General features: G+C 51.8%; 22 protein-coding genes. 9 read left to right on the top strand and 13 right to left on the bottom strand.

Annotated features, from left to right (window positions below; all coding sequences use genetic code 11):
* Positions 1-56 precede the first annotated feature (56 nt).
* Positions 57-299, bottom strand: a complete 243-nt coding sequence (locus BUQ98_RS07125; RefSeq protein ID WP_254813889.1) for an addiction module antidote protein — start codon at positions 297-299, stop codon at positions 57-59.
* A 188-nt stretch (positions 300-487) separates the two neighbouring features.
* Entirely contained in the window at positions 488-808 is a 321-nt protein-coding gene (locus BUQ98_RS07120; RefSeq protein WP_077457292.1) for a hypothetical protein, read from the bottom strand.
* 752 nt (positions 809-1,560) lie between these two features.
* On the opposite strand from BUQ98_RS07120, the gene BUQ98_RS07110 reads away from it, so the two are divergent.
* The 4 genes from BUQ98_RS07110 to BUQ98_RS07095 all read left to right on the top strand — a co-directional run bounded on the left by BUQ98_RS07110 (position 1,561) and on the right by BUQ98_RS07095 (position 5,667).
* Positions 1,561-2,472 (top strand): beta-keto acid cleavage family enzyme, encoded by a 912-nt coding sequence (locus tag BUQ98_RS07110; RefSeq protein WP_074213135.1) that lies wholly within the window; start codon positions 1,561-1,563, stop codon positions 2,470-2,472.
* Entirely contained in the window at positions 2,469-3,425 is a 957-nt protein-coding gene (locus tag BUQ98_RS07105; protein ID WP_074213134.1) for an L-carnitine dehydrogenase, read from the top strand. The genes BUQ98_RS07110 and BUQ98_RS07105 overlap by 4 nt, the downstream gene beginning before the upstream one ends.
* Entirely contained in the window at positions 3,425-3,886 is a 462-nt protein-coding gene (locus BUQ98_RS07100; protein WP_074213133.1) for a thioesterase family protein, read from the top strand. Before BUQ98_RS07105 ends, BUQ98_RS07100 begins: the two co-directional genes overlap by 1 nt.
* A gap of 227 nt (positions 3,887-4,113) precedes the next feature.
* On the top strand, positions 4,114-5,667 hold the full coding sequence (locus tag BUQ98_RS07095; protein WP_254813888.1) for a BCCT family transporter: 1,554 nt from the start codon (positions 4,114-4,116) through the stop codon (positions 5,665-5,667).
* Positions 5,668-5,747: 80 nt separating this feature from the next.
* On the opposite strand, the gene BUQ98_RS07090 is transcribed toward BUQ98_RS07095, so the two are convergent.
* The 4 genes from BUQ98_RS07090 to metN all read right to left on the bottom strand — a co-directional run bounded on the left by BUQ98_RS07090 (position 5,748) and on the right by metN (position 9,492).
* Positions 5,748-6,737, bottom strand: coding sequence for a GlxA family transcriptional regulator (locus BUQ98_RS07090; protein WP_074213131.1), 990 nt, complete (start codon positions 6,735-6,737; stop codon positions 5,748-5,750).
* 182 nt (positions 6,738-6,919) lie between these two features.
* Positions 6,920-7,735, bottom strand: coding sequence for a methionine ABC transporter substrate-binding lipoprotein MetQ (gene metQ / locus BUQ98_RS07085; protein ID WP_074213130.1), 816 nt, complete (start codon positions 7,733-7,735; stop codon positions 6,920-6,922).
* 46 nt (positions 7,736-7,781) lie between these two features.
* A complete protein-coding gene (locus BUQ98_RS07080; protein WP_074213129.1) occupies positions 7,782-8,468 on the bottom strand; it encodes a methionine ABC transporter permease in 687 nt (228 codons plus the stop codon).
* On the bottom strand, positions 8,458-9,492 hold the full coding sequence (gene metN / locus BUQ98_RS07075; protein WP_074213128.1) for a methionine ABC transporter ATP-binding protein MetN: 1,035 nt from the start codon (positions 9,490-9,492) through the stop codon (positions 8,458-8,460). Before metN ends, BUQ98_RS07080 begins: the two co-directional genes overlap by 11 nt.
* Before the next feature lie 247 nt (positions 9,493-9,739).
* Between metN and BUQ98_RS07070 the strand changes: the two genes are divergently transcribed.
* A complete protein-coding gene (locus BUQ98_RS07070; protein ID WP_074213127.1) occupies positions 9,740-10,381 on the top strand; it encodes a LysE family translocator in 642 nt (213 codons plus the stop codon).
* A 120-nt stretch (positions 10,382-10,501) separates the two neighbouring features.
* Positions 10,502-12,769: a TonB-dependent receptor domain-containing protein gene (locus BUQ98_RS07065; protein ID WP_074213126.1), complete on the top strand. Its 2,268-nt coding sequence runs from the start codon at positions 10,502-10,504 to the stop codon at positions 12,767-12,769.
* Positions 12,770-12,878: 109 nt separating this feature from the next.
* Here the strand turns inward: BUQ98_RS07065 and BUQ98_RS07060 are convergent, their stop codons facing one another.
* The 4 genes from BUQ98_RS07060 to BUQ98_RS07040 form a co-directional block, all read right to left on the bottom strand.
* Complete coding sequence (locus tag BUQ98_RS07060; protein ID WP_074213125.1) at positions 12,879-14,033, bottom strand: amidohydrolase; 1,155 nt, start codon at positions 14,031-14,033, stop codon at positions 12,879-12,881.
* Positions 14,034-14,125: 92 nt separating this feature from the next.
* A protein-coding gene (locus tag BUQ98_RS16785) for an IS3 family transposase (protein WP_139294610.1) occupies positions 14,126-15,354 on the bottom strand; the annotation gives its coding sequence in 2 pieces (ribosomal slippage) (positions 14,126-15,003 and positions 15,003-15,354; 1,230 coding nt in all).
* A 100-nt stretch (positions 15,355-15,454) separates the two neighbouring features.
* Positions 15,455-17,602 carry a phosphate acetyltransferase gene (pta, locus tag BUQ98_RS07045; protein WP_074213124.1) on the bottom strand — a complete coding sequence of 716 codons (2,148 nt, stop codon included), beginning with the start codon at positions 17,600-17,602 and terminating at the stop codon, positions 15,455-15,457.
* A gap of 104 nt (positions 17,603-17,706) precedes the next feature.
* Positions 17,707-18,903, bottom strand: coding sequence for an acetate kinase (locus tag BUQ98_RS07040; protein WP_074213123.1), 1,197 nt, complete (start codon positions 18,901-18,903; stop codon positions 17,707-17,709).
* A 357-nt stretch (positions 18,904-19,260) separates the two neighbouring features.
* Between BUQ98_RS07040 and yfbV the strand changes: the two genes are divergently transcribed.
* The gene (yfbV, locus tag BUQ98_RS07035) at positions 19,261-19,710 is read left to right on the top strand and encodes a terminus macrodomain insulation protein YfbV (protein WP_074213122.1); all 450 of its coding nucleotides are present in this window, start codon (positions 19,261-19,263) and stop codon (positions 19,708-19,710) included.
* A gap of 97 nt (positions 19,711-19,807) precedes the next feature.
* Here the strand turns inward: yfbV and BUQ98_RS07030 are convergent, their stop codons facing one another.
* From BUQ98_RS07030 to BUQ98_RS07020, 3 genes are all read right to left on the bottom strand, one after another.
* On the bottom strand, positions 19,808-20,800 hold the full coding sequence (locus tag BUQ98_RS07030) for a ChaN family lipoprotein (protein ID WP_083605225.1): 993 nt from the start codon (positions 20,798-20,800) through the stop codon (positions 19,808-19,810).
* An 18-nt stretch (positions 20,801-20,818) separates the two neighbouring features.
* Complete coding sequence (rlmA, locus tag BUQ98_RS07025; RefSeq protein WP_074213121.1) at positions 20,819-21,643, bottom strand: 23S rRNA (guanine(745)-N(1))-methyltransferase; 825 nt, start codon at positions 21,641-21,643, stop codon at positions 20,819-20,821.
* Positions 21,644-21,817: 174 nt separating this feature from the next.
* Complete coding sequence (locus BUQ98_RS07020; RefSeq protein ID WP_074213120.1) at positions 21,818-22,318, bottom strand: YfbU family protein; 501 nt, start codon at positions 22,316-22,318, stop codon at positions 21,818-21,820.
* Positions 22,319-22,511: 193 nt separating this feature from the next.
* Here BUQ98_RS07020 and BUQ98_RS07015 point away from each other — a divergent pair, with 193 nt between their 5' ends.
* Both BUQ98_RS07015 and BUQ98_RS07010 read left to right on the top strand, forming a co-directional pair.
* On the top strand, positions 22,512-23,177 hold the full coding sequence (locus BUQ98_RS07015) for an energy-coupling factor ABC transporter permease (RefSeq protein WP_074213119.1): 666 nt from the start codon (positions 22,512-22,514) through the stop codon (positions 23,175-23,177).
* Between the two features lie 148 nt (positions 23,178-23,325).
* The gene (locus tag BUQ98_RS07010; RefSeq protein ID WP_074213118.1) at positions 23,326-24,513 is read left to right on the top strand and encodes an MFS transporter; all 1,188 of its coding nucleotides are present in this window, start codon (positions 23,326-23,328) and stop codon (positions 24,511-24,513) included.
* Positions 24,514-24,522 lie beyond the last annotated feature (9 nt).

Raw genomic sequence — 24,522 nt, 5'->3', positions numbered from 1 at the left:
ACCTGCTTTCCAGGAATAAAGCCTCAACGCCACCCCTAACGCATTCACAATCGCTATCAGTGCCTCGAGGGATTGCCTTTTTGGCCGAGTGTGCGGTAGAGCGTTTCCCGTGAAAGACCAGTTTGCTTGGCGATATCTGCCATTCCTTTAGCGCGTGCGATCACACCCAGTGCATCGGCGATAAATGCGGGATCGCCCGTTTGCACCGCTTCGTCTAAGTAGGCTTGAAGCGCTTCTTTATCGTCCAAGAACGCCGCTGAGTCAAAAGTGAGAAGCTTTGCGTTTGGAGCGGTTAGCATCGGTCTGTCTCTCCTTGGCACCAGATTACCGCTTGAGTGTAGCTTATTCGTAATTTGTTTTGAGTGCGCCTAATACCAAAAAGCCCGCACTTTTCAGCGCGGGCTTGAGCATTTCAGTATGTTGAGCTTGGAGGCCTACCAGCGACTGATACGTCGTCAGAGATGATTAACGTTACATCGCCTGATTCTTAATGCCAGTGCCCATAGGGTATGTCATTTGGATCTTTGGGTAGCTTTCTCAAGCCATACTCGTCTTGCAAGTAAAGCTTCTCAAAGTTCCTTCTTTGCGCACCATACTGCGGCAGTTCTCTTAAAATATTGACTAAATGCTGAACTTGCGGATCGTTAAATCGTCGACCTTGCATTAAAAAGTCCTGAAGCACCGGTATTAGTTCTTTATAGAGTTTTTCAGCTTCGTATTTATCATCAAAAACTCCCTTCATCATTTTGAATAGGGTAAAAAATGGTGCGCCAGCTCTCAGCTCAGAGACGATTTTAGCTACGTTCACGCTTTGATTCCTTAAAGAGAAGAGTAAAAATTATCACGTTTATTACAACGTCATAGATAAAAGTTGACATTAGGTCGCTTGGGTTTTGCTCTGAGTATTTAAAATATGGATAGATATAAGACGCGAGTGTGATGAATACTGATAGAAAAGCAATGGACATCAGCTGTTTTTTAGTAAACAAAGATACGTCTTTATAAATGGAAAACAATGCGATAAGGACAAAGTAGCCGATGAACATGCTTAGTGCGCTTAATCCTTTCTCTACAAAATCACCAATGTATTGATAGCCACTAGTCAGTGATATAGCGAGAGTGATAAATAAGAATGTGATTAATGAAAGGTATTTGTCAGATTTACTCATAAATCCTCTTCGATAAAATGTAATGAGCTGGCATGATTGTTTTTCCTAATATGATTTCATATATGGGATTGATGCCTAAATATACCAACTGTTTTGGCTAAAAGTGACTGCATTGGTGTTTTTTTGAATTGATATCTCATATTTTCTAATTGGAATTATTTTTTCAATTTTTTATCAAAAATTTAAAGATCAATATCTTTTAATTAACAAAAAGACTTGATGTTTATCTTGCTTTCCACCGCTTTGGCTAAGTTGAACTTCATCCCACACCTTACAACATTAACTTCCCATAATGTCTCTTTATGCGTCTTTTATGTCGCTTAGTGTCAAGTTGTGGCGTGGTATTCCCGACACACTGTGGCCAGTTTAATCAAGCGACAAGAGGCCGAACATGAATCGCAGTGTCATTCTTACCTGCGCCGTCACCGGTGCGGGCGATACCACGGGCAAAAACCCCAATGTGCCAATCACGCCAAAACAGATTGCCGACAACTGTATTGAGGCGGCGCGTGCTGGTGCCAGTGTCGCTCATATTCACGTGCGTGATCCTGAAACGGGCGGCATTAGCCACAACATTGATCACTTTCGTGAGGTGATGGAACGTGTTCGCGAATCAGACGTCGATATTGTCATGAACATCACCGGCGGTGGTGGCGGGGATTGGGTGCCGGATGCCCAAGACCCAAGCCGTGGTGGCCCGGGCACCGATATGCAAACCCCAGCCGAGCGCCATGCGCCAGTGGGCGAGCTCTTGCCTGAGCTTTGTACCTTAGATTGCGGCAGCCTGAATTTTGGCGACATGGTGTACATTAACACCGCTGACTGGCTGCGTGAGCAAGCCCGTATGGTCCAGGCCGCGGGCGTGAAAGCAGAGCTGGAGTGCTTTGACTTAGGCCACGTTTGGTTTGCGCGTCAGCTACAAAAAGAAGGTTTGCTCGAGGGCGATCCGCTGTTTCAGCTTTGCTTAGGCATTCCATGGGGCGCGGAAGCGGACACCGAAACCATGCTGGCCATGCGCAATAAGTTGCCGGAAAACGCCAACTGGGCGGCGTTTGGAATTGGTCGCCACCAGATGCCGATGGTCGCACAAGCCATGTTGCTGGGTGGCCATGCGCGCGTGGGCTTGGAAGATAACCTCTACCTAGAAAAAGGGGTAATGGCGACCAACGGCGGCTTGGTAGAAAAGGCGAGCACCATCATTGAAAACCTCGGCGGTCGTATTATGACCCCTGCACAAACGCGCGCCGCGCTGAAACTGGTTGACCCTAAAACCGGTAAACCGGTTGAAGGAGGTGACCAATGAGTAAGCAGTTAGCGGTCATCGGCACTGGCGTGATTGGTAATGGTTGGATTGCGCGCGCTTTGGCGCAAGGCTGGGACGTGGTTGCTTATGATCCCGACCCACAAGCGCCTACTCGCACCCGTGCCTTCGTGGCCAATGCCTGGCCATCGTTAGAAAAGCTAGGCCTTGCTGAAGACGCAGATCCTGCTCGGTTAACCTTTGTTGATAGCCTTGAGCAGGCGGTGAAAGAGGCCGATCTGGTTCAAGAGAACGTGCCGGAGCGCATTGATATTAAGCGTGAGACCTTGGCGGCAATTGATGCGGCTGCGGCGCCAAACGCGATTATTGGCTCATCGACCTCTGGCTTTAAGCCTACCGAGCTGCAGAGTGATTGTGATCATCTTCCTGGACGCGTCATCGTCGCGCATCCTTTTAATCCGGTGTATCTGCTGCCGTTAGTGGAATTGGTGGGCGGCGAAGCCACTCAATCGGATCAGATTGATCGCGCCCATGCACTCTACCAAGAATTGGCAATGCGTCCCTTGGTGGTTAAGCGTGAAATCGAGGGGCACATTGCTGACCGTTTAATGGAAGCGCTGTGGCGTGAAGCCTTGCACCTGGTTAACGATGGGGTGGCCACTACCGAGGAGATTGATGCCGCGGTGGTTTACGGCTGTGGCTTGCGTTGGTCGCTGATGGGCACCTTCTTAACCTTCCATCTGGCCGGTGGCGAGCAGGGTATGCGCCATATGCTAGAGCAATTCGGCCCGGCGCTAAAACTGCCGTGGACCAAGCTCGAAGCGCCTGAGCTGACCGATGATCTGATTGATAAAGTGGTCGACGGCTGTGAACACCAAGCCGCGGGTCGTCCCGTCTCTGAGCTAGACCGTCGCCGTGATGCCTTCTTGGTCGAGCTTTTAGACTTGGCGCAGAAGTACTGGCCCGAGGCTGAAGGTTTGGAAGGGCGCATCTAATGGCACTATTAAAGATAGACGTGGCGCCAGAATGGGTCGATTATAACGGGCACATGAACGACGCCGAGTACGCGCGTGTGTTCTCGCTGGGTGTCGATGCGCTAATGGCCACCATTGGCTTAGATGACGCAGGCCGCACCCAGCATCGCTACACGATTTATACCCTCGAAACCCATTTGTGTTACCGACGTGAGGCGCATCAAGGGCAGACCTTGGTGGTCGACGTGACCGTGTTAGCGCGTGATCAAAAGCGCCTGCATGTGTTTATGCAAATGTGTGATACCCAAGGTGAGGTACTGGCCACCAGCGAGCAGATGCTGATGGGCATCGATACGCAAACCGGTCGTCCCGCGCCGTTTCCGGATGTTGTCGCCAGCCTCATTGAGACCCTGCCTTGCGCGGTTGAGAGTGATTGGCCCGAGAGTGCCGGCCGTCGTATCGGGTTACCCAAGCGGCATTGAACCACGTTGCCATCGGGCGCTAAAGAGTTATCAAGTCCCGCTCAGTAGAGGCTGAGCGGTTAACGGGATCGCCGGCCCGACTTCCGGCTCAAGGAGGATTTATTATCGCTACGCCAACCCCACCACACTCACCCAAGCGTCGTGACAGCCACCAGGCTGAAGTATCGACCGATTATACCGTCACCGAGCTTGCTCAGGATGGCTTTTTCCAAGGCATGCACCGTGGCATGACCATTTGCTCTGCACTGCTGGTGCTCGCTTTTGTGTTATTCACCGGCTTTCAATCGGAGACGGCCAGTGTCCTGTTTGGTACGACGCGCACCTGGATTGAAAGCACCTTTAGTGGTTACTACCTGGTCACCGTGATGCTGTTATTGACCGTGTGCGGCTTTATTGTTTTCAGTAAGTACGGCAACGTGCGCCTTGGCCCTGACGACAGTCGTCCGGAGTTTAGTAACTTCTCTTGGTTCTCGATGCTGTTCTCTGCTGGCATCGGTATCGGCATCCTGTTTTTTGGGGTGGCCGAACCGATTTTTTACCTCGATAACACCGGCGGATTTGGCTATCCCAATAACCCTCACGCGGATATGGCTGGCGCGGCCGCCATTGGCTACGAGCGCGCCATTGATGCGCTGCGGGTCACCGTGTTCCACTGGGGCCTGCATGGTTGGGCTATTTATGTGATTGTCGGCATGTCGCTGGCGTATTTTGCCTACCGTAAGCAACTGCCTTTGGCGCTGCGCTCGGCGCTTTATCCTTTTATTGGCGAGCGCATTTACGGCGTCTGGGGGCATCTTTTCGATATCCTCGGGGTGCTGGGCTGCGTGTTCGGCGTCGCGACTTCGCTCGGGCTTGGCGTCAGTCAAATGGCGGTGGGGCTGGAGCGCCTGATCGGTATCACCTCCGGTTTGTCGACGCAGTTGATCTTGATTGCAGTGATTTCGGCGATCTCGATTATGTCGGCAGTCTCCGGGGTGCGCCGCGGGATCCGTATTATCTCCCAGATGAACATTTGGGTATCGGTGCTGGTAGTCGGTATCTTTTTGATTGGCGGCCCCACACTGTGGCTGATCAGCGCGTTCGGCGAGACTTTGCTCGACTATGCGATTAACTTTATCCCGATGGGGCTGTGGTTTGCCGATGAGCCTGGCACGGTGGAGTGGCAGCAGGCCTGGACCATTTTCTATTGGGGCTGGTGGCTGGCTTGGGCACCGTTCGTGGGTCTGTTTATTGCGCGTATTTCCAAAGGGCGGACGCTACGTGAGTTCGTGCTGGGCGTGTTGTTTGTGCCCACCTTGCTGATCTTTGTCTGGTTGGTGATTTTTGGCGGCAATGCGATTTATCAGGAGCTGTATGCCAGTGGCGGCGTGGGTAGTGCCGGCATTATTGACTTAGTCAATGCTTGGGAATTACCAGCGGCTCTGTTTGCGGCTGCCGATGGCATTGTTGGTACGGGAACGTTCGGCTGGATACTCTCGGCCTTGATGGTGTTCTTGCTGATGAGCTGGTTTGTGACCTCGTCGGACTCAGGCACCCTGGTGCTGACAACCATCTTATCTCTGGGTGACGAAGAGCCGCCGCGGCGTTTCCGCATTATCTGGGGCGTGGTGATTGGCTTGGTGGCGGCGACGCTGCTGATGGCCGGTGGCCTTAAAGCGCTACAGACGGCGTTGATCGCCGCTGCCTTGCCACTGAGCGTGGTGATCCTGGTGATGACTGCCGGGGTGCTGATCTCGCTGTTTGGTGAATCGCGCCGCTCGCTAGTGGCCGCTAAAAAATAGCGAGTCGTCAACAAATAGCGGTTTAAGGCGTCGCACCGTGACGCGCTAACCGCGAGACAAGCTGCTCATTCCGTTGCTGATTAAGGTGGCGGGGTGAGCGGCTGGTTTTGGGCTTTGCGCATCTGGCGCGGCGACACGTCGTAATGGGTGCGAAACGCGCGGGAAAAACTCGAGCTTGAGCTAAAGCCACACGCCAACCCCACGGATAACACATCGAGATCGGTTTCTTTTAGCAAGTAACGGGCTCGCTCTAGCCTTAATCCCACATACCAGCTTCGCGGGGACTGTTTTAGCTCGCTGTCGAAAAGCCGTTGCAAATGACGAAGTGAAATACCGCTGCGCTGAGCCACCTCGGCCAAAGACAGGGGCGATTCTATATGGCGTTCCATCACATCCACCGCTTCGACCAGACGTCGTCGATGGGTGCCTAAACGGCGGGCGAGTGTCATGCGCTGCTGATCGCGCCGAGTACGAATGCGCTCGTGCACCAGCTGCTCAGAGACGTCGATGGCTAGTTGGGTGCCGTGACGACGCGCAATCACATCCAGTGCCATGTCCATCGCAGCTGCGCCCCCCGCGCATGAGAAGCGCCGCGGTCCCAGTTCAAATAGCTCATCTGAGGTTTTCACCTCCGGGAAGCGCTCTTGAAACGAGGGCAGGCTTTCCCAATGCAAGGTGACACGTTCCCCTTTAAGCAAGTCGGCAGCGGCTAGCAAAAAGCAGCCGGTATCGAGCCCGCCGAGCGCGCACCCCGCCGCATCAAGACGGTGCAGCCAGCGCATTAAGGGGCGGCTTAAATAGGCTTCAGGATCGAACCCGCTACACACGGCCAGCGAGGGCAGGTCATGCACCGCATCAATCGCTTTGTCAGCCAGCAGTGACATGCCGTTAGAGGCCTTCACCGGTTTGCCATCTTCACTGATCATTTGCCAATCAAATAGCGCTTCGCCACTGATTTGGTTGGCAATACGCAGTGGCTCGACGGCAGAGAAAAAGGCCATCATCGAGAAGCGGGGCAGTAAAAGAAAGCCGATACATTCTGGCATCGGGCCGGTGTATTCAAGACGCATGACCGCACACTAAGCGTAAAAATGGGGAGAGTATGATGACTGGCCGCTGCTATGGGGGTCAAGTAATGCTGAATGTGTTGAGCGGTGAGGGGGATTACCGGGAGCTGTAATGCCACCACTAAAAACAAAGCCCGCACTTTTCAGCGCGGGCTTCGTCATTTCAGTGTGTTGAGCTTAGTGGCTTACCAGCCTTTTACCACTGCGCCGTCAAAGATTTCCATCGCGGCGTTGTAAACCGCATCAGTTTGGTAGGCTTTAACAAAGGTTTTGACGTTTTCTGCGTCGACGTTGTCTTTGCGTGCCACAATCAGGTTCACGTAGGGTGATTCTTTGTCTTCAACAAAGATACCGTCTTTGCTTGGCGTTAGGCCCACGCCGGCGGCAAAGGTGTTGTTGATGATAGCCAAGTCCACATCTTCCAATGAGCGAGGCAGTTGTGGGGTTTCTAGCTCGATGATTTCTACGTTTTTCGGGTTCTCAACGATATCCAGTTTGGTGGCGTTGATGCCTGCGCCTTCTTTGAGCTTGATGATGCCTTGCTGCTCAAGCAATACCAGTGAACGGCCCAGGTTCGATGGGTTGTTAGGCACGGCAATTTTACCGCCTTCTGGTAGATCCTCGACGCTATCTAGCTTGTAAGAATACGCCGCAATCGGATACACAAAGGTGTTGCCGGCAATCGCGAACTCATAACCACGGTCTTTAATTTGTGCGTCCAAGTAAGGTTTGTGTTGGAAAGCATTCACGTCGACCGAGCCATCATCCAGTGCCGCGTTCGGCGAGACGTAATCGGTAAAAGTCACTAACTCTACATCAAGGCCGAGCTTTTTCGCTTCTTTCACTGCATGCTCAGCCACTTGTGCTTCTTCACCGGCCATGACGCCAACGGTGATTTTGCTGTTGTCTTGCACGGCAGGCTCTTTTTCACCACAGCCGGTAAGGGCAAGGGTTGATGCCAATCCGAGTGTGGCTAGCAGTGTTTTAATGGTGGTTTTCATTGTCTATCTCCCTGTTCGAAACATATTCATCATTATTGTGTTTGATTTAGCGGTGATCGGCGCGTCGCACCAAGTAATCACCAAAAGATTGAATCGCTTGTACTAAGACCACCAGCATCACAACCGTGATCAGCATGACGGTGGTGTCAAAGCGCTGATAGCCATAGCGGATACCCACATCCCCGAGACCGCCGCCGCCGACCGCACCGGCCATGGCCGAGTAGCTCACCAAGGTGACCAAGGTAATGGTTGCGCCATTGATGATGCCGGGTAACGCTTCAGGTATGAGCACTTTGTAAATAATTTGGAATGGGTTCGCGCCCATCGCTTTGGCCGCTTCTTCCAGCCCAGCCGGTAGTTCCAGTAAGGCGCCTTCAACCAAGCGGGCAATAAACGGAATGGCGCCGACGGTAAGTGGCACAATCGCCGCCGCGGTACCAATCGAGGTGCCAACCACCATGCGGGTAAACGGAATAATCGCAACCAGTAAGATAATAAAAGGGATGGAGCGACCAATGTTCACAATCGCGCCGAGCACCTGGTTAACTTGTGGTTGGCCCAGCAAACCACCGGGTTTGGTCACATGCAGTAACACGCCTAATGGGATGCCAATCACAAAGCCCATGATGCCAGAGGCAAACACCATATACAGAGTTTGGCCGGTGGCTTCGAGCAGCAAATTGATAAGGGCGGTGTTTTCATTCACCCATTGGGTGAGTTGATCAATCAACATAGCCAAGTACCTCCGTGTTGACATGATGCTTGTTGAGGTAAGTAATGGCGTTTTCAACCGCCTCTTTCGGACCCATAATTTCCGCAAGCAGTAGGCCGAATTTCACGCCGCCGGCGTAGTCGATATCTGAGCTTAAAATGCTGATGTCGATATCAAACAGACGCGAGATCTGGCTGATTAATGGGTCATCGACCGTCGCACCGGTAAATTCGAGGCGCACCAAGGGGTAGCTGCCTTCAAAGTATTCTTTTTGTAAGCGCTGGGCAAAATCATGCGGCACTGACAAGTCGAGGGTTGAACGAATAAATTGTTTGGCCAAGTCGGATTTGGGATGCGCAAAAATCTCGCCAACTGGGCCGGACTCGACGAGCTCGCCATCGCCAATGATAGCGACGTCGTCACAGATACGTTTGACCACATCCATTTCGTGGGTGATCAGTAAAATGGTGAGGTTGAGCTTTTGGTTGATGGTTTGCAGCAACGACAAAATCGATTGGGTGGTGGCTGGATCTAGTGCGCTGGTGGCTTCATCACAGAGCAACACATTTGGGCTTGGCGCCAGTGCACGAGCAATGGCCACACGCTGCTTTTGTCCGCCACTGAGGCTGGCAGGGTAGACATCACGTTTGTCTGTCAATCCAACCAAATCGAGCAGCTCGCTCACGCGTGTTTCAATCTCATCGCGGCTCGAGCCACTTAGCTCAAGCGGCAGGGCGATATTGTCGAACACGGTGCGTGACGAAAGCAGATTAAAGTGTTGGAAAATCATCCCGATTTTACGGCGCGCTTGGGTCAACTGGCGGTTTGGCAGCGCGGTCAGGTTAACCCCTCCCACTTTGACCGAGCCGCTGGTGGGGCGTTCGAGCAGGTTAACCATCCGGATCAGGGTACTTTTCCCTGCACCGGAGGCACCGATCACACCAAATACTTTCCCCTTGGGAATAAATAAGTTGATGTCGTTAAGGGCATGAATTCGGCGTTCCCCGAGTTCGAATACCTTGTTGAGTTTGGTTATCTCAATCATCACATGTCCTTGGCGATAAATTTGATCACAGCAGACTCACTCAGCGGCTTATCCCGCATTCTTGCCGTCGCTCTGGTTATTGATGCTATGAGTTCGTCAAAATGAAGTCAATGGATATTTTTACTTCTGGACGTCTAAATGGCAATAAGGCTAAATATCTGGTTATAAACTCAACAGTAGGCTTGATCTTAAACGGCAAAGGGCGTTTACTAAGAGCCCCTGTAGTGCTTTGTTCTGATTATACTTTATGCCAACTGCTTTGATTGATACCACCATGCTTTCCTTGTTCATCCCCACCTTTTTCCTCGTCTCGGTGACGCCTGGAATGTGTATGACCCTCTCGATGACGCTGGGAATGACCATCGGCGTTAAGCGTAGCCTGCATATGATGTGGGGCGAATTAATTGGGGTTGGGTTGGTAGCCATTGCCTCGGTGATTGGGGTGGCGGCGATGATGCTCAACTATCCCTCGATCTTCCAAGTGTTCAAGTACGTCGGTGGTGCCTATCTGGCGTTTCTTGGGATACAAATGTGGCGATCTCGCGGGAAAATGGCCATTCCCGAAGAGGATGATGACGCTAGCCCCAGTGAAGCGTCTGCGTTGTCATTGGCGACCCAAGGGTTTGTCACCGCGATTGCCAACCCGAAAGGCTGGGCATTTATGATCTCGCTGTTGCCACCGTTTATTAATCCTAAATTGGCACTGCCTAGCCAGTTAAGTGTGCTGGTGTTGATTATTCTGTTGACCGAATTTAGCTGCTTGATGCTGTATGCCAGCGGTGGTCGCACGTTGCGCCAGTTTTTGCAGCAAAGAGGCAACGTGCAATTACTCAACCGTGTCGCGGGCACCTTGATGGTGGGCGTGGGCGTCTGGCTGGCGCTGGGGTGAGCGCCTACCCTGTATGTTGTTGAGCGTCTTGTTACTTAATTATTCGCGTTAAATAAGATTGGCAAACGATAACTATTTGCATTATCATCCCCGTCGCTTTTTATTGACGGGGAATGTTCAATGCAGTTAAAGCCAGTCGCCTCTTTTATTCTTACCTTTTTTGCTTTTCCTTCTTTCGCCTTTGCCGCACCGGCAGAGGAGACGCCTGAAAAAGACGCGCCGATCGATACCGTGGTGGTGAATGCTGATCGCTTTTCCGATGCGCTAATGATACGCGATGATTTGGATAAGGTTCGCGGGATCAGTAACGCGGATGTGTTTTCGGGCAACACCAGTATTCAGCTCAATAACATGCATAACGAAGCAGGGGCGATTGACCCGGGTATTCGTGGCCTGCAAGGGCATGGGCGAGTAGCGATGCTGATTGATGGCAGTTTGCAGTCGACGCATACGTCGCGTGGCTATCAGGGTGTCAGTGATCGCACTTATATTGATACGGATTTGTTGTCGTCTCTGTCGGTCGAAAAGGGAGCGACGATTGGACGCTCGGCCTATGCCAGTGGCGCGATTGGCGGCACGATAACGGCCACCACACTCAATGCCACAGACATTGTTCGCGATGGCGAGGGCTTCGGCGCCGTGGTGAAATTGCGTGCCCACAATAATAGTCGTTCGCCGCGCGTGAGTGATGATACCGTCGAACAATTGCGTTATCGCTTGGCCGATCGTAGTGATCATCATGGCTTTGATAATGGCTCTGCAATGGTAGGGCTGGGGTATCAGGGTGATGGGCTCGGTGGTGTGCTGGCATTTAGCCATCGTAAAAAAGGCAACCACTTTGCCGGTAAAAAGGGCATTGAACGCTACGAAGAACCTGTGATTGGCGCGGGCCAAGAAGTGGGTAATACCAGCTTTGAGAGTGATTCCTGGTTGGCCAAACTGGACAAAGAATTTGGTAATGGGCATCAAGCGGATATTAGCTATCGACACCACCGCCAAGAAGCGGGCGAAGTGCTGATGGCCTATTGGTATACCGATGAGCGAGAAGAAGGTACTGTCATGCCCCAATGGGGATTGGGGACGGCGGATGTGGATGCTTATAGCGCGAATTATCGCTACACCTCGCCATCGCAAAGCTGGCTGAATCTGCACGCGAATGCCTGGCATACGTCGGCTAAGCTCAATCAATACAACGGGTTGTGGGCGAAAGGCAGTAATGCTGAGCAATACCTGCATGAATATCAGAATGATCGTCACGGTGCGAGCATCGCCAACCGCAGTGAATGGGAAAACTTACCGGTAAGTGTGGATTATGGCGTGTCTTACACTAAAGAAACCCTTGAACCGCGCGGTGACACCAACAAGTTCTATACCACTGAACCGACCTCACGCCACGGAAAACGCTCAGAATGGAGTGTGTTTGCCAATAGTGAAATTGATCTCTCGCCGGTGACCGCAAAACTTGGGGTGAACTGGCATGAGGCGCAATCGCTGGATAAGCAAACCCAGCAATCCTTGCACTATCGCGGCGAGTGGGATCTGATGGGCGAGTTGCATTATGACATCAACCCTTCGGCTTCTGTGTTTGCCAAACTCTCTCGCACCGCGCGGTTACCGAGTTTGTATGAAGTGACCATATCCAACGAGGTGTTCAGCTATAACCCTTACAACCCGCTGGACCCTGAAGTGTCGTTCAACCAAGAGTACGGCGTGAGTTTAGATGGTCGAGCTTGGTTACAAGAACTGGGGCTGGCGCAAACACGTCGCGCCGCCATGACGGTGTCTTACTTTAATAATCATGTCAGTGATTTTATTTCGGGTGGCGTGCTTGATCGTACCCCTAACCTGCCGTCTTGGCGCAGTAATTTTACCTTTACCAATTATGACGAGTTGTCGCTGTCTGGGTTCGAGTTGCAAGCGCATTACGCGTACCAAGGCTTCTATAGCCACTTCTCCGCCACGTTTTACGACAGGGTACAGGTGTGTTCGCAAGATCAGGCCGAACGCTCTGGCATGGCACGTTGTAACGGCTTGGGCTTTGCGTGGAGTACTACGCCGACCCGGATCCCCCCAGAGCGTAAATGGCACCTTAACATTGGCCATAAATGGTTGGATGATCGGCTTGATATCGGTACCACGGTGCGTTATCACAGCGGCAAGTCTAACCCTGCGGATTGGTTGACAGGCACCGGCGCTGCAAGCCCTGTGGTGGCGATCCCGTCAGAATATTTGGTGGATATTTATAGCCACTACGACATCACGCCGGATGCCAGTGTTTTTATCACCGTTAATAACCTGACGGATCGTTATACCATCCAGCCTGGCTCGGTGGTGAGCATGCCGGATCCGGGCCGCACCATTACCATTGGCACTCAGTGGTCGTTCTAACGGTGGTGAGTTAGCGTGCTGATAATGCGCTGAGTGCGATGCACAGGCCTTTTGCGAATACCGTAAAAGGCCTATTTTTTATTTACGCGAGTTTCTATTCTACGAGCTTTTATTCTGCCATAGGGGATATTTCCATGCCGTGATGGCGTGCCACCAAGGCGCAGAATAGATCATGTGCCGTGGATAAAATTGCATCGGGGAAATCATAGTCGGGGTTGTGTAGCTGTGGATGGTGTTCGCCGCTGCCAATGCCAAATAATGCGCCGGGCCAACGGGCGAGAAACTCAGCCACATCTTCCGACCAACGCATGGGCTCAGCCAGTGTTTCGATAGTTAAATCGAGGGCGCTCGCCGCTTCAACTACATGCGTGTGATGAGCCGGATGATTGTAGGCGGCTGTAAAGGGCTCATGCCATTCAATGGATACTTCAAGCTCTGCACGCTTAGCGATCGTGTCAATCGTGGCCGTGAGGCTAGATTTCATCGCGTGGAAGGTGGCGTTGTCATCGCTGCGTAGTGTGGCCATTACGATAGCATCACCGGGCGATACGCCAAAGGCGAGCTCACCAAGCTGTGCATGGACCAAGGTGACAAGGCTAAACGCAGGTTGATGCTGCTCCGGCAGTTGCATCAAAGATGTCATCACTTCACTCATGGCGTTTGCAGGGCTGATCCCGCGCTCTGGGTAAGCAGCATGGGACGTTTTGCCATGCAGTTTTATCGCCACACCGGTTGAGGCGCAGGCAAAGGTGCCTGGGCGCACCACGATCTGATGTTGGGCAAAGCCTGGTAGGTTATGAAAGGCATACACATTATCGATGTGGCGGGTGGCTAAAAGCGGATCGGCACACAGACGTGCCGCGCCTTCGCCGGTTTCTTCGGCGGGTTGAAAGGCGAGTAAGACGGAGCCTTGCTGCGGCGGTTGTTGCGCGAGGGTGTGTGCCACCATCAATAAAGCAGTGGCATGCCCATCGTGGCCACAGGCATGCATAATGCCATCGTGGCAGGAGGCATGCTCCAGCGGGGCACGCTCTTGAATGGGTAAGGCATCAAAATCGGCGCGTAACAAGGTCGTTGGTCCCGGCTCGTGACCTGCAATGTCTACCACAATGCCATGCCCACCGATATCGGTATGAGGGGTAAAACCAAAGGCACGTAACTGAGCGGCAATCGTGCGGGCACTTTGCGCTTCGTGGTTGGACAATTCAGGGTGTTGGTGCAGGGTGCGGCGTAGCCTAACGGGATCAAAATTAATCGCCATCATCGACTCCAAAACAAGGATGGAGGGTTATGCTAGATCTCGGTGGCTCATTACGTTGTGAGGTAATGTCCCGTCCTAATATAGGTTGACAGTTTTTAGGCCAGCTCCAGTAGCTGGCCTTTTTTATTATGCACCTGATTGGGGGTTGCCATACTTAAACTTAGGTGCGGTCTCATTTCGTTGTATATCGCTATCGATTCTTTTACCAGTATTTTAAGCTCTGTCAGTGTCTTACACCGGTACAGTAAAAACTCATGCTTCAGTATGCCATTGACTCTTTCCGCTAACGCGTTTTGGTAGCAATCATAACCATCCGTCATCGACGGCTGGATTTGACTCTCCTGTAGCGCACTCTGATAAACGGCTGAGCAGTATTGCGAACCTCGGTCTGAGTGATGTACCGCATTGCCGATATAGCGCTTATCTTTGACGGCCATTTTCAGCGCTTTCACTACATTGTCGACTTTCATATCTTCGCTAACGTGATGACCCACTATCTTGCGTGAGTTGGCATCGGTCACCAGTGACAGATAGTGCACACCTTGGTCTGATTCAACATAAGTGATGTCGCTGACCAGTACATGCGCAGCATCATGCAGTCCGTCTTCTTTTAGCAGGTTAGGATGCTTCTTCATCCAGTGCTTACTACACGTAGTTTTTGTGTAGCTTTTCTTGGGTTTAACCAGTAAGCCTTCGCTTCTCAGATAGCTAAAAAACCCGTCTCGCCCTAGCTTAATTTCGTGTTCAACTAGCTTGGGCTTTACCAACGCGTAGAGCTTACGCGCCCCTAACCTCGGCATATACTTACGCCAGTATTGGACCCAGTCTCTGATGATTGATAGTTCAGCTCTTCGGCTTTCCATTCGAGCAACGGCTTGATAGACACCTTGCCGAGAAATGCCTGTGGCACGACATGCCGCCGCTAACTTTATTTTACTTTTGGCTTTGGCTTGCCAGATGTACCGGATAAGTACTTTTTTCTGAGGCCGGCTCCGTACTCATTGTCCATGATATCGACCATACCATTGAGGATTTGGTTACGCAGTTTCTCTTCGGCTAACTCACGCTCAAGGCGCTTGATAGTTTCGGATGGGGTTTCTTTTGAATGTGGCATAAGGGGATGCTGAAATGGCTTCGACCAATCGAGTCTACCATGTTTTCTGAGCCAGACGAGTACCGTTGAGCGGCCCTGAATGCCAAAACGGGCTTGAGCTTGTTTGTACGTCATTTCGCCTTTTTCAACACGCTCTACAACGCCTAATTTAAAGGCTAAGGTGTAATCACGTTGCGTGCGCTTACGGCTTGAATTACTTGATGTTGTCATAAAGAAGTCCTCTTTATGTCAACGTATTTCAGGACGGGACATAAGACGCAAAAAAGCCAGCGACTGGGCGCTGGCTTTTGTTCAGACAGGAGAGCGAGGCTTACGCTTGGCCTTTCTCTTCTGCTTGCTTAGCCTGAATCGCTGTCAGTGCCACGGTATAGACAATATCGTCAACCAGTGCGCCACGTGACAAGTCATTCACTGGCTTGCGCATGCCTTGCAGCATTGGACCGATAGAGACCAACTCGGCAGAACGTTGTACTGCTTTGTAGGTGGTGTTACCGGTGTTCAAGTCTGGGAAGACAAACACAGTCGCTTTACCGGCAACCGGTGAATCCGGCGCTTTCGATTTGGCTACGTTCTCCATGATCGCGGCGTCGTACTGCAGCGGGCCATCAATGATCAGATCAGGACGTTTCTCTTTGGCGAGACGGGTGGCTTCGCGAACTTTATCCACGTCTGCCCCCTTACCTGAACTGCCGGTTGAGTAGGAGATCATCGCGACGCGCGGTTCAATACCGAATGCGGCGGCAGAGTCGGCAGATTGAATCGCGATTTCAGCCAGTTGCTCTGCATTTGGATCCGGGTTGATCGCGCAGTCACCGTATACCAGTACTTGCTCAGGCAGCAGCATGAAGAAGACCGAGGAAACCAATGAGGCATTCGGGGCTGTCTTGATGATCTGCAGCGGTGGGCGGATGGTGTTAGCCGTGGTGTGAACCGCGCCAGAGACCAGCCCGTCCACTTCGTTGGCTTCCAGCATCATGGTACCTAGTACCACGGTGTCTTCTAGGTGCTCTTGCGCAATCACCTCGGTGATGCCTTTGCTCTTACGCAATTCGACCAAGCGTGCCACGTATTTATCGCGTGCTTTCACCGGATCGATAATTTCGACGCCTGCCCCTAGGGTGACACCTTGCTGGTCGGCAACGCGTTTGATTTCTTCTGGATTACCCAGCAGCACACATTCCGCGATTTTACGCTCGGCACAGATAGCCGCTGCCTTGATGGTGCGTGGTTCGTCACCTTCGGGTAGCACAATGCGCTTAGCGGCTCGGCGTGCAAATTCAGTCAGCTGATAACGGAACGCAGGCGGGCTGAGGCGACGCTCGCGGTTAGATCCCGAGCTCAGCGATTCAATCCAGTTACCATCGATGTGGCTAGCGACATGATCATTCACAAACTCAACACGGGCTTTATCGTCAGCCGGGACTTCGAGGCTGAAGCTTTGCAGGTTGAGTGAGGTCTGCCAGGTGTTGCCCGCGGTGGTGAATACTGGCAGGCCAGTTTCGAAAGCACGGTCACACAGGGCTTTTAATTGATCAGGAATGGCATAGCCACCGGTCAATAGCAGCGCACCGATTTCCACGCCGTTCATCGCGGCCAAACAGGCTGCAACGATAACGTCAGGACGGTCAGCCGAGGTCACTAGCAAGGAGCCTGGGCGGAAGTGTTCAACCATGTTTGGAATTGAACGCGCACAGAAAGTAATGCTCTTGATGCGACGTGAGTGAATTTCACCTTCGTTGATGATGGTAGCATTCAAGTGCTTCGCCATGTCGCTGGCACGGGTGGCAATCAGATCGATTTTCCATGGCACGCAACCCAGCACGCGAATTGGGCTGGAGTTGAAGATTTGCATCACTTCAACGTTGGTGGGGCGTGCGCCGTCCGCTTCGTCAAAGATTTCTGACAGATCAGGGCGCGTACGGCCAGCATCGTCAACAGGGGCGTTAAGCTTGTTGATGATCACACCAGAGATATTGCCGTTTTTGCTGCCACCAAAGTTGGTGCAGGCAAACTCGATACGCTCTTTCAGCTGGGCAGGGTTGTCTGTTCCAGGGGTGGTCACAAACACGATTTCCGCGTCCAGCGTCTTGGCGATTTCGTAGTTAATCTGGTTCGCGAATGGATGGTTACGCGTGGTGACCAAGCCTTCGACGAGCGCAACTTCTGCGTTTTCAGTGGCACGGGTAAAGCGCGCGAGCACTTCTTCGAGCAGCACATCTTCTTGATCCGAACGCAGCAAGTTTTCCGCTTGATTCATCGACATGGATTCGGCGACTTTCATATCACTGTTAGCGTGAATGATTTCTGTCGTCAGATCGGTCACATCGGTGTCATTGCCGTGATGTGGCTGGGCAATGGGTTTGAAAAACGAGACGCGAACGCCTTTACGCTCCATCGCTCGCATGACGCCAAGACTGACACTGGTCAAGCCGACGCCGGAGCCGATAGGGATTAGCATAATAGTACGGGACACGTTGACTTCCTCTTACTATCTGATTGGCGTGCCGGAGGTCCGGCACGAATACAAAAACGGCTGAGTGGAATCAGCCGTTGGAAATGGTCTTACAGGCCAGTTAGGCGCGCAGTGTCTTGCGCAATGACCAACTCTTCGTTGGTTGAAATCACCATTGCGGGCACACGGCTTTCGTCAGTGGTAATCACCCCTTCACCGCCAAAGCGAGCTTTTAGGTTGCGTTCTTTGTCGACGTCAACACCGAGTAGAGATAGACGCTCTAGCACCAATTCACGGATTGGACCTGAGTTTTCACCGATACCGCCGGTGAAGACGATTGCGTCAAGGCGGCCATCTAAGGTTGCGGTGTAGCTTGCTACGTACTTAGCAAGACGGTGGCAGAACACGTTCATTGCACGGGTGGCTTCTTCTTTTTCGCCGTAGTTGTCTTCGACAAAGCGGCAATCCGAGGTCACTTCGGTCAAGCCTTGCAGGCCGGACTCTTTGGTCAGCATGGTGTTGATTTGCTCAACGCTGTAACCCAATGCATCGTGCAGGTGGAAGATAATCGCTGGGTCTAGGTCACCGGAACGGGTGCCCATGACCAAGCCTTCCAATGGGGTCATCCCCATCGAGGTATCGACGGATTTGCCGTTTTTAATCGCACAAACAGACGCGCCATTACCGAGGTGGCAGTTAATGATGTTGACTTCATCAACAGGCTTACCGAGCTGCTCAGCGGCGGCGTTGGCAATAAAGAAGTGTGAAGTGCCGTGCATGCCGTAGCGACGAATAGCGTGCTCTTTATACAATTTATAAGGTAGCGCATACAGATACGCTTCTTCTGGCATGGTTTGGTGATACGCGGTATCGAACACTGCCACGTTTTTCAGTGCAGGGAACGCTTTTTTCGCCGCTTCAATCCCTACGATGTGCGCTGGGTTGTGTAATGGGGCGAAGCTCGCAGCATCTTGGATCCCTTTCAACACTTCGTCCGTAATCAATGCTGATTGGGTAAAGTGTTCACCGCCGTGAACAACGCGATGGCCGACAGCTCCTAGGTTCTCGGCTAGCTCAGGTTTCGAGGCCAGAATTGTGTCTACAATGAAGGTGAGGGCTTCAGTGTGCGCAGCGCCGTTGCCCAGTAGGGCTTCATGCTTACCGTCCATTTTCCACTTGATGCGGGCTTCTGGAAGGTGAAGGCATTCGGCAAGACCGGTGAGATGCTCATCGCCTGATTGTGCGTCGACAATGGCGAACTTCAAAGAGGAGCTTCCGCAGTTCAGTACGAGAACCAGCTTTGACATGTATGACTACCTATGTTTCGTGAGACAGAGTGTATGGAACAAAAAGAATAGTGGACAAACTGAGACACTACCTTTTCAAAAAAGAATTATCTCATGCCTTGTCGCGGGGAAAGAACTATCTTTAATCCGTCCTGGATAAGTGAACGCTCCATTGAGCACAACCGGATTAGGTTGCGAGACAATCGAATCCGAGCAACAATGATAAAGTGCGCTAAGGATAGCGGGACTTGATACAGATAACAAAAATTTTTTGAGCAATACTGGCTAATTTTGAAAGTTTTTAAACATTTTGTTTAGTTTTTATTGTAAAAGTTGAGTGACAGTCAACTTTAGTCACACTGAACAAGTGAGGTAGGTATGGCAACGAACAAATCAATCTGGCGCTGCCTGCAAGACGGTCAGAAATATATGCAGGAATGGCCGATGCGTAAGGAGCTAATGCCGGTTTTCCCAGAGAACCGGGTGATAACCATGACACGCTTCGCGATTAAGGTTATGCCTGCTGTGGCGGCGATTAGTGTGTTGCTACAGATGGCTGCTAATAACATGCAGGGTATGCCGCAAGCGGTGATTGTCGCCTTATTTGCCCTGAGCTTACCCCTTCAAGGCTTATGGTGGTTAGGCAAGCGCCGTGATACCCCACTTCCCCCAGCGTTAGCGGGGTGGTACCGTGAGCTTCACCAAAAAATTACCAGTGAAGGGCACACGATGCAGCCCATCAAAAATCAGCCCAAATATAAAGAGCTGGCTCAAGCTCTTAGTCGTGCCTTTAAGGTTGACCGAGCGGCATTAGACCGTTGGTTTTAAGCCCTGAGACGCTAACCGATTAGTCCGCTGCCATACGAGAACCAACTAAAAAAACGCGCGCCCCGTTGGGCGCGCGTTTTTTTAGCTGTTGATGTGTCTATATATCGCTATTTTCTGATTGGCAGCGAGATGGGCCGTTACGCTTCATCGTGCCCACGGCCTTGCGCATTTCTTCCATCGATTGCCAGCGTTGAGGCATGGGCATGACGTGTAAGCGATAATCAGGGGCGTCTTTCATTAGTGTGGTGTTATCACTGACTGCGGTGATCAGCGCGATAGTCAGATCATTGTCACGTGCTTGGATTTGAGCGGCTGTGCCTATGCCTTCGGCGATATGAAAGCGCCCCGCGATATGCACAATTTGGCGGTCAGGGTGATGATGATGATAACGCACCATGCTTTCTGCCATGGTGGCATCCCAGGCTAATTGGGCTGCGTACTGTGCGTTGGTCTGACTGGAGGTGCCATGGTGCATGTTGGCTTTAAACTTTTGTTTATAAGGCGAATCTTGGGTATCAATCGTTTTGGCAAACCAGCTGCGTTGCTCATCAGACAGTCCGCTTAAGTAGGTCAAGCCTTGTTGACCGATGCAACTGACCATCGATTTGGGTGCGTTTGCTGCAATGACGTCGATTTGGCGCTGCTTGGCTAACTCCATTAATGGACGATAGCTGCCATCATAGTTATCCCAGGCGTTAGCACGACGCTTGAAGGTATCTTCGCCTATGTCACCCGATAGGTATTGTTCGACAACCGGTTGCGCATCGCGGCTGAATTGTTCCATAGACAGTGCGACTGGGTGACGATCGGCGAGTTGGTTCAGTAATTCAGTCTGAAAACGATGCACCCCTGGATGACTATGCCATTCACCAATCAGTACTATATCTGCGTTTTCAACGTGATCTGCTACTTGGATCAGACTAAGAGGCTGACCGCTTGGCGTGGTTGCTTGATAATCATATAAGGTATTCACGGAATCAGGCGTTGCTTGGACGGCTGGGCTTAGCACTAAACCGACTGCAAACACTATGCAGGCGGCGTATGACAAACGGTAACGAGCATAGTGAGTGATTCGCTGGCGAGCATGCATCATATGTCTCCTTTCGCCTTAATGGGGGCCTGCGTGATGACGGTAAACACGCAAGGTAAAGTCGGCTTCACATTCAAAGTCGATGGCATTCGCCAAGGTGTTACGCCATGCATCGGAGGCACGCCATGCAAGCGGCGTCATTTGTAACAATGTTATCGCTTGCTCTCCCGTCAGTGTCATGGGGTAGTGTAGCGAGCGCTCACTTTCAAGTTGGAAGCCGGGCAGTGCTTCAGGTGGTGTTTCGTGCAAGCGCACCTCATCGTAGATACCCGCTTTCAGTTGAAATAGATGACGAGGACCCGGCGTTACCGTGACAACGACGCCGCCGGGCTTGATCACACGGTCAAGCTCTTCGCCATTGCAGGGGGCATAAATACGGACCACACCATCTAGGCTATTGTCGGCAAAGGGTAGACGTTGCGACGAAGCGACCGAAAATTGACATTGTGGATACCACTTAGCCGCATAACGTATGGCAATTTTGGCAATATCGAGCCCATAGACGGACCACTGTTGTGAGGCGGTTTGATCGGCGATCGCATGAGTGTAATACCCTTCGCCGCAGCCGACGTCTAAAATGGTTTGGCTCTCTTGGTCGAGTGCTTGGGTGAGGGCGTCGATCATCGCTTGTCGCATCGGCGCATAGTGCCCTGCGTTTAAAAATGCACGACGCGCTTGGGTCATGGCTTTGTTGTCACCCGGATCTTTGGAGCGTTTGAATTGCACGGGCAATAGGTTGAGGTAGCCTTCTTTAGCGCGATCAAATTGATGATTGTCAGCGCAATAAGCACCACGTGGCTTGGCTTGCAGGGGCTGTTGGCACAGCGGGCATTGATAAATCATGGGGATCTATGTCTTGGTTTTGATGCGCTTAAGGGTACGGGCTTGTGTGGCGTTCGACAAGTTCGCGCGGTGAGAAACCCAAAAGCCGCCAAGTAGGGCGGCTGCGTAATCGAATGCATAGTGTGATGCGGTTAAGCGCCTCTGGCTATCAATGTCAGCGGTTGGCGCAATCCACTAGGCGGCGAGTATCTTCTCGATTTCGGTTAAGCTCAGGTGGAATTGGCGTGGGCAGTTACGCCATACGTCGAGCATGCGGCGGTATTTGTCACGCATTGGCATTTGGCTGTTAAAGTGATGTTCACCTTGGTCAAATTGCGGGTACAGCCCTTCTGTATCGACTAAAAAGCGCACGTAGTGTACTAAAGCACCTTCAGTGGCAGCATCAAAGCCCCAAAATTGCACACGACGTGGCGACAAGGCTGATTGATTGGCCTCATCAAGAAGGTTATAAGAGGCTTGCATGGCATGGTGCATTTCCATGATATCAATCACCTCGCGGCATTGTGTTTCGCACAGTGCCTCAAACTGGCTGATCACCTCGGCCATTTGCAACGCGTAGCCGCGCTCAATAATGGTTTGCAGGCGACGGTACTTTTCGTTGTTAGCAGGATCGAGGTGGCACATTAGTTGGTACTGGTTAGATAAAATTAAACGTTGTGCAGGGGTCATATCCATGGTGGTTGGCCTCTTAACTCTCAAAGGTACAATAATCATTCATCAAACGATGAGGGTATGGACAGAGATTAACAGCTCTATGTTCACGAGATCTTGATCTGAGCTATATCCGTAGCACGTTTATCACCCGCTCGTTGGGTTTTATCACCCACGCGTTGGGTTTTATCACATAGTGGTTCACTAAGGATGCAATATGTTTGAGTTAGCCGAAGTTAGCGGTTGGCAATGGATGGGTTGGTTAGTTTGGGCGGGTGTGTTGTTTGTGACCTATCCGCGTGAATTTTTCCCTAAGCTGCATGATGAATCGGGTTATCAGCACTTGGCGTTTTCATCGGCAGTGGTTTTGTTTGCTTTATGGGCACTGCAGGCCGGTATTAAAGAAGGGCTGGATATCCACTTTTTGGGCGTGACGACCTTGGCGTTGTGCCATGGCTGGCGGATTGCCATTTGGATTACCACTGTTCCGCTAGCGTTGATGGCCGTTTTTGGGCTGATGCCGCTGGCCGATATCGGCATGACAGCACTGACTACGGCTGTGTTACCTATTTTGTTTAGCTATGCGATTTTCGCACTGAGTTATCATTATCTTACCCGTCACCTTTTTATCTATATTTTTATTGCGGCGTTTATCGGCGCGGCACTGACAATCGTTTTCCAGCTATCGGTGACCTCGCTCTGGTATTGGGCTGCCGATCGTCACAGCTGGCATGAGATTGTGCATAACTACCTGCAAATTGCGTTACTGATGTGGTTTCCCGAGGCGTTACTTAACGGTATGGCGGTGACCGTGATGGCAGTGTATCGCCCTCATTGGTTGCGTACCTTTTATGATAGAGAGTATTTGTCGCCAGAGCGTTGATGGCAGAAGGTTGAGCGCCATCTGGTTATATCCATCAAATTTTCTTATCGAGACGAATAAAAACGCTCGCTGTATTCATCCTCAATAATGGCACATATTAGCGGCCCCGGCCGTCCGTGCCACTTATCTGAGAATTGAACGAACTGTCATGAACAATCAACCATCTGCACAGAGTGGCAGCGGTATGGCGCTGTCTGCGTTTCCATGGGTGCCATTAGCGAGCTTAACGGCCTTCGCTGTGGCCAGTGGCTATTTGATGAGCTTGATCCCATTAGCATTAATGCCGCTTGGCTTGCCGCCTGAATTGGCCGCGTGGCTGGCGAGCGCCTTTTATGCGGGATTATTGTTTGGTGCCCTGTGGAGTGCGCGTATTGTCACGCGGTTCGGCCATCGCCAAGCATTAGTGCTGTTTATGAGTGTGCTGCTGTTGTCGATTGCCGCGATGGCCACGATCAAAGCACAAGGGGTATGGCTATTATCACGGTTTGTGGCAGGGATGGCGGTAGCGGGAGTCTTTGTCACGATTGAATCCTGGTTACTGATCGCCGATTCTGAGCGCCAACGAGCCAAGCGTTTGGGCTTTTATATGGCAGCTCTGTATGGAGGGAATGCTTTGGGGCAGCTTGGAGTTGGCTATGTTGGCGTCACTGGCGCTCAGCCTTATTGGTTGATCGGTAGCCTCGTGACGGCTGCTATTATTGTGCCCCTGTTTGTACGCCATGGTGAGCCGCCACAAGAAATGGGGCCGGTTGAACACTCGGGAACATTGAGGTCGATTCGTAAAGCCGCCTATATCGCCTGTATGGTGTCGGGACTCACGTTGGGGGCGATCTACGGTTTATTACCGCTTTATCTCGCGGAACGTGTCGACGATCACCAGCAGATCGGTGCGATGATGGCGTTGGTCATTGTCGGCGGAATGGGGGGTCAGCCGCTGCTGGGAGGCATCTCGACAAGAGTGAACCGAGTTCTTTTGATGTTTTACTTATCGGTGGTGGGGTTGCTGGCTATCGTCACCATTATGGTTGCAAACAGTCATTGGTGGCTTGGCGTCGGGCTTGTGATACTGGGTGGTGCCGTATTTGCTATTTATCCCGTAGCCATTGCTTACGCCTGCGCAACGCTAGCTCCGGGTAAGATCGTCGCCGCCACGGAGGCGCTTTTACTTGCTTACAGCGTTGGCTCCGTGAGTGGCCCTGTGCTGGCGCATCAAGCGTTTTCTGGTGAGCAAGGGTTGATGATGTACCTCGCTAGTTGCTTGCTCAGTACCGCGGTGTATATGTGGATCGCTTACCTAAGAGGGCGTCGTCAAATGCCTAATTTGAGTGCAGCCTGACCACGACTG

The sequence above is a fragment of the Salinivibrio sp. ES.052 genome (assembly GCF_900141775.1).
In the GTDB taxonomy this organism is placed as follows: domain Bacteria; phylum Pseudomonadota; class Gammaproteobacteria; order Enterobacterales; family Vibrionaceae; genus Salinivibrio.
The sequence above is the reverse complement of the archived record's forward strand: the minus strand, read 5'-3'. Positions and strand labels throughout refer to the sequence as shown.

Excerpts from the sequence above, each read along its gene's own strand:
- BUQ98_RS07125 (WP_254813889.1), bottom strand. The coding sequence starts at position 299 with ATGCTAACCGCTCCAAACGCAAAGCTTCTCACTTTTGACTCAGCGGCG.
- BUQ98_RS07110 (WP_074213135.1), top strand. The coding sequence starts at position 1,561 with ATGAATCGCAGTGTCATTCTTACCTGCGCCGTCACCGGTGCGGGCGAT.
- BUQ98_RS07105 (WP_074213134.1), top strand. The coding sequence starts at position 2,469 with ATGAGTAAGCAGTTAGCGGTCATCGGCACTGGCGTGATTGGTAATGGT.
- BUQ98_RS07100 (WP_074213133.1), top strand. The coding sequence starts at position 3,425 with ATGGCACTATTAAAGATAGACGTGGCGCCAGAATGGGTCGATTATAAC.
- BUQ98_RS07095 (WP_254813888.1), top strand. The coding sequence starts at position 4,114 with ATGACCATTTGCTCTGCACTGCTGGTGCTCGCTTTTGTGTTATTCACC.
- BUQ98_RS07090 (WP_074213131.1), bottom strand. The coding sequence starts at position 6,737 with ATGCGTCTTGAATACACCGGCCCGATGCCAGAATGTATCGGCTTTCTT.
- metQ (WP_074213130.1), bottom strand. The coding sequence starts at position 7,735 with ATGAAAACCACCATTAAAACACTGCTAGCCACACTCGGATTGGCATCA.
- BUQ98_RS07080 (WP_074213129.1), bottom strand. The coding sequence starts at position 8,468 with ATGTTGATTGATCAACTCACCCAATGGGTGAATGAAAACACCGCCCTT.
- metN (WP_074213128.1), bottom strand. The coding sequence starts at position 9,492 with ATGATTGAGATAACCAAACTCAACAAGGTATTCGAACTCGGGGAACGC.
- BUQ98_RS07070 (WP_074213127.1), top strand. The coding sequence starts at position 9,740 with ATGCCAACTGCTTTGATTGATACCACCATGCTTTCCTTGTTCATCCCC.
- BUQ98_RS07065 (WP_074213126.1), top strand. The coding sequence starts at position 10,502 with ATGCAGTTAAAGCCAGTCGCCTCTTTTATTCTTACCTTTTTTGCTTTT.
- BUQ98_RS07060 (WP_074213125.1), bottom strand. The coding sequence starts at position 14,033 with ATGATGGCGATTAATTTTGATCCCGTTAGGCTACGCCGCACCCTGCAC.
- pta (WP_074213124.1), bottom strand. The coding sequence starts at position 17,602 with ATGCTAATCCCTATCGGCTCCGGCGTCGGCTTGACCAGTGTCAGTCTT.
- BUQ98_RS07040 (WP_074213123.1), bottom strand. The coding sequence starts at position 18,903 with ATGTCAAAGCTGGTTCTCGTACTGAACTGCGGAAGCTCCTCTTTGAAG.
- yfbV (WP_074213122.1), top strand. The coding sequence starts at position 19,261 with ATGGCAACGAACAAATCAATCTGGCGCTGCCTGCAAGACGGTCAGAAA.
- BUQ98_RS07030 (WP_083605225.1), bottom strand. The coding sequence starts at position 20,800 with ATGCATGCTCGCCAGCGAATCACTCACTATGCTCGTTACCGTTTGTCA.
- rlmA (WP_074213121.1), bottom strand. The coding sequence starts at position 21,643 with ATGATTTATCAATGCCCGCTGTGCCAACAGCCCCTGCAAGCCAAGCCA.
- BUQ98_RS07020 (WP_074213120.1), bottom strand. The coding sequence starts at position 22,318 with ATGGATATGACCCCTGCACAACGTTTAATTTTATCTAACCAGTACCAA.
- BUQ98_RS07015 (WP_074213119.1), top strand. The coding sequence starts at position 22,512 with ATGTTTGAGTTAGCCGAAGTTAGCGGTTGGCAATGGATGGGTTGGTTA.
- BUQ98_RS07010 (WP_074213118.1), top strand. The coding sequence starts at position 23,326 with ATGAACAATCAACCATCTGCACAGAGTGGCAGCGGTATGGCGCTGTCT.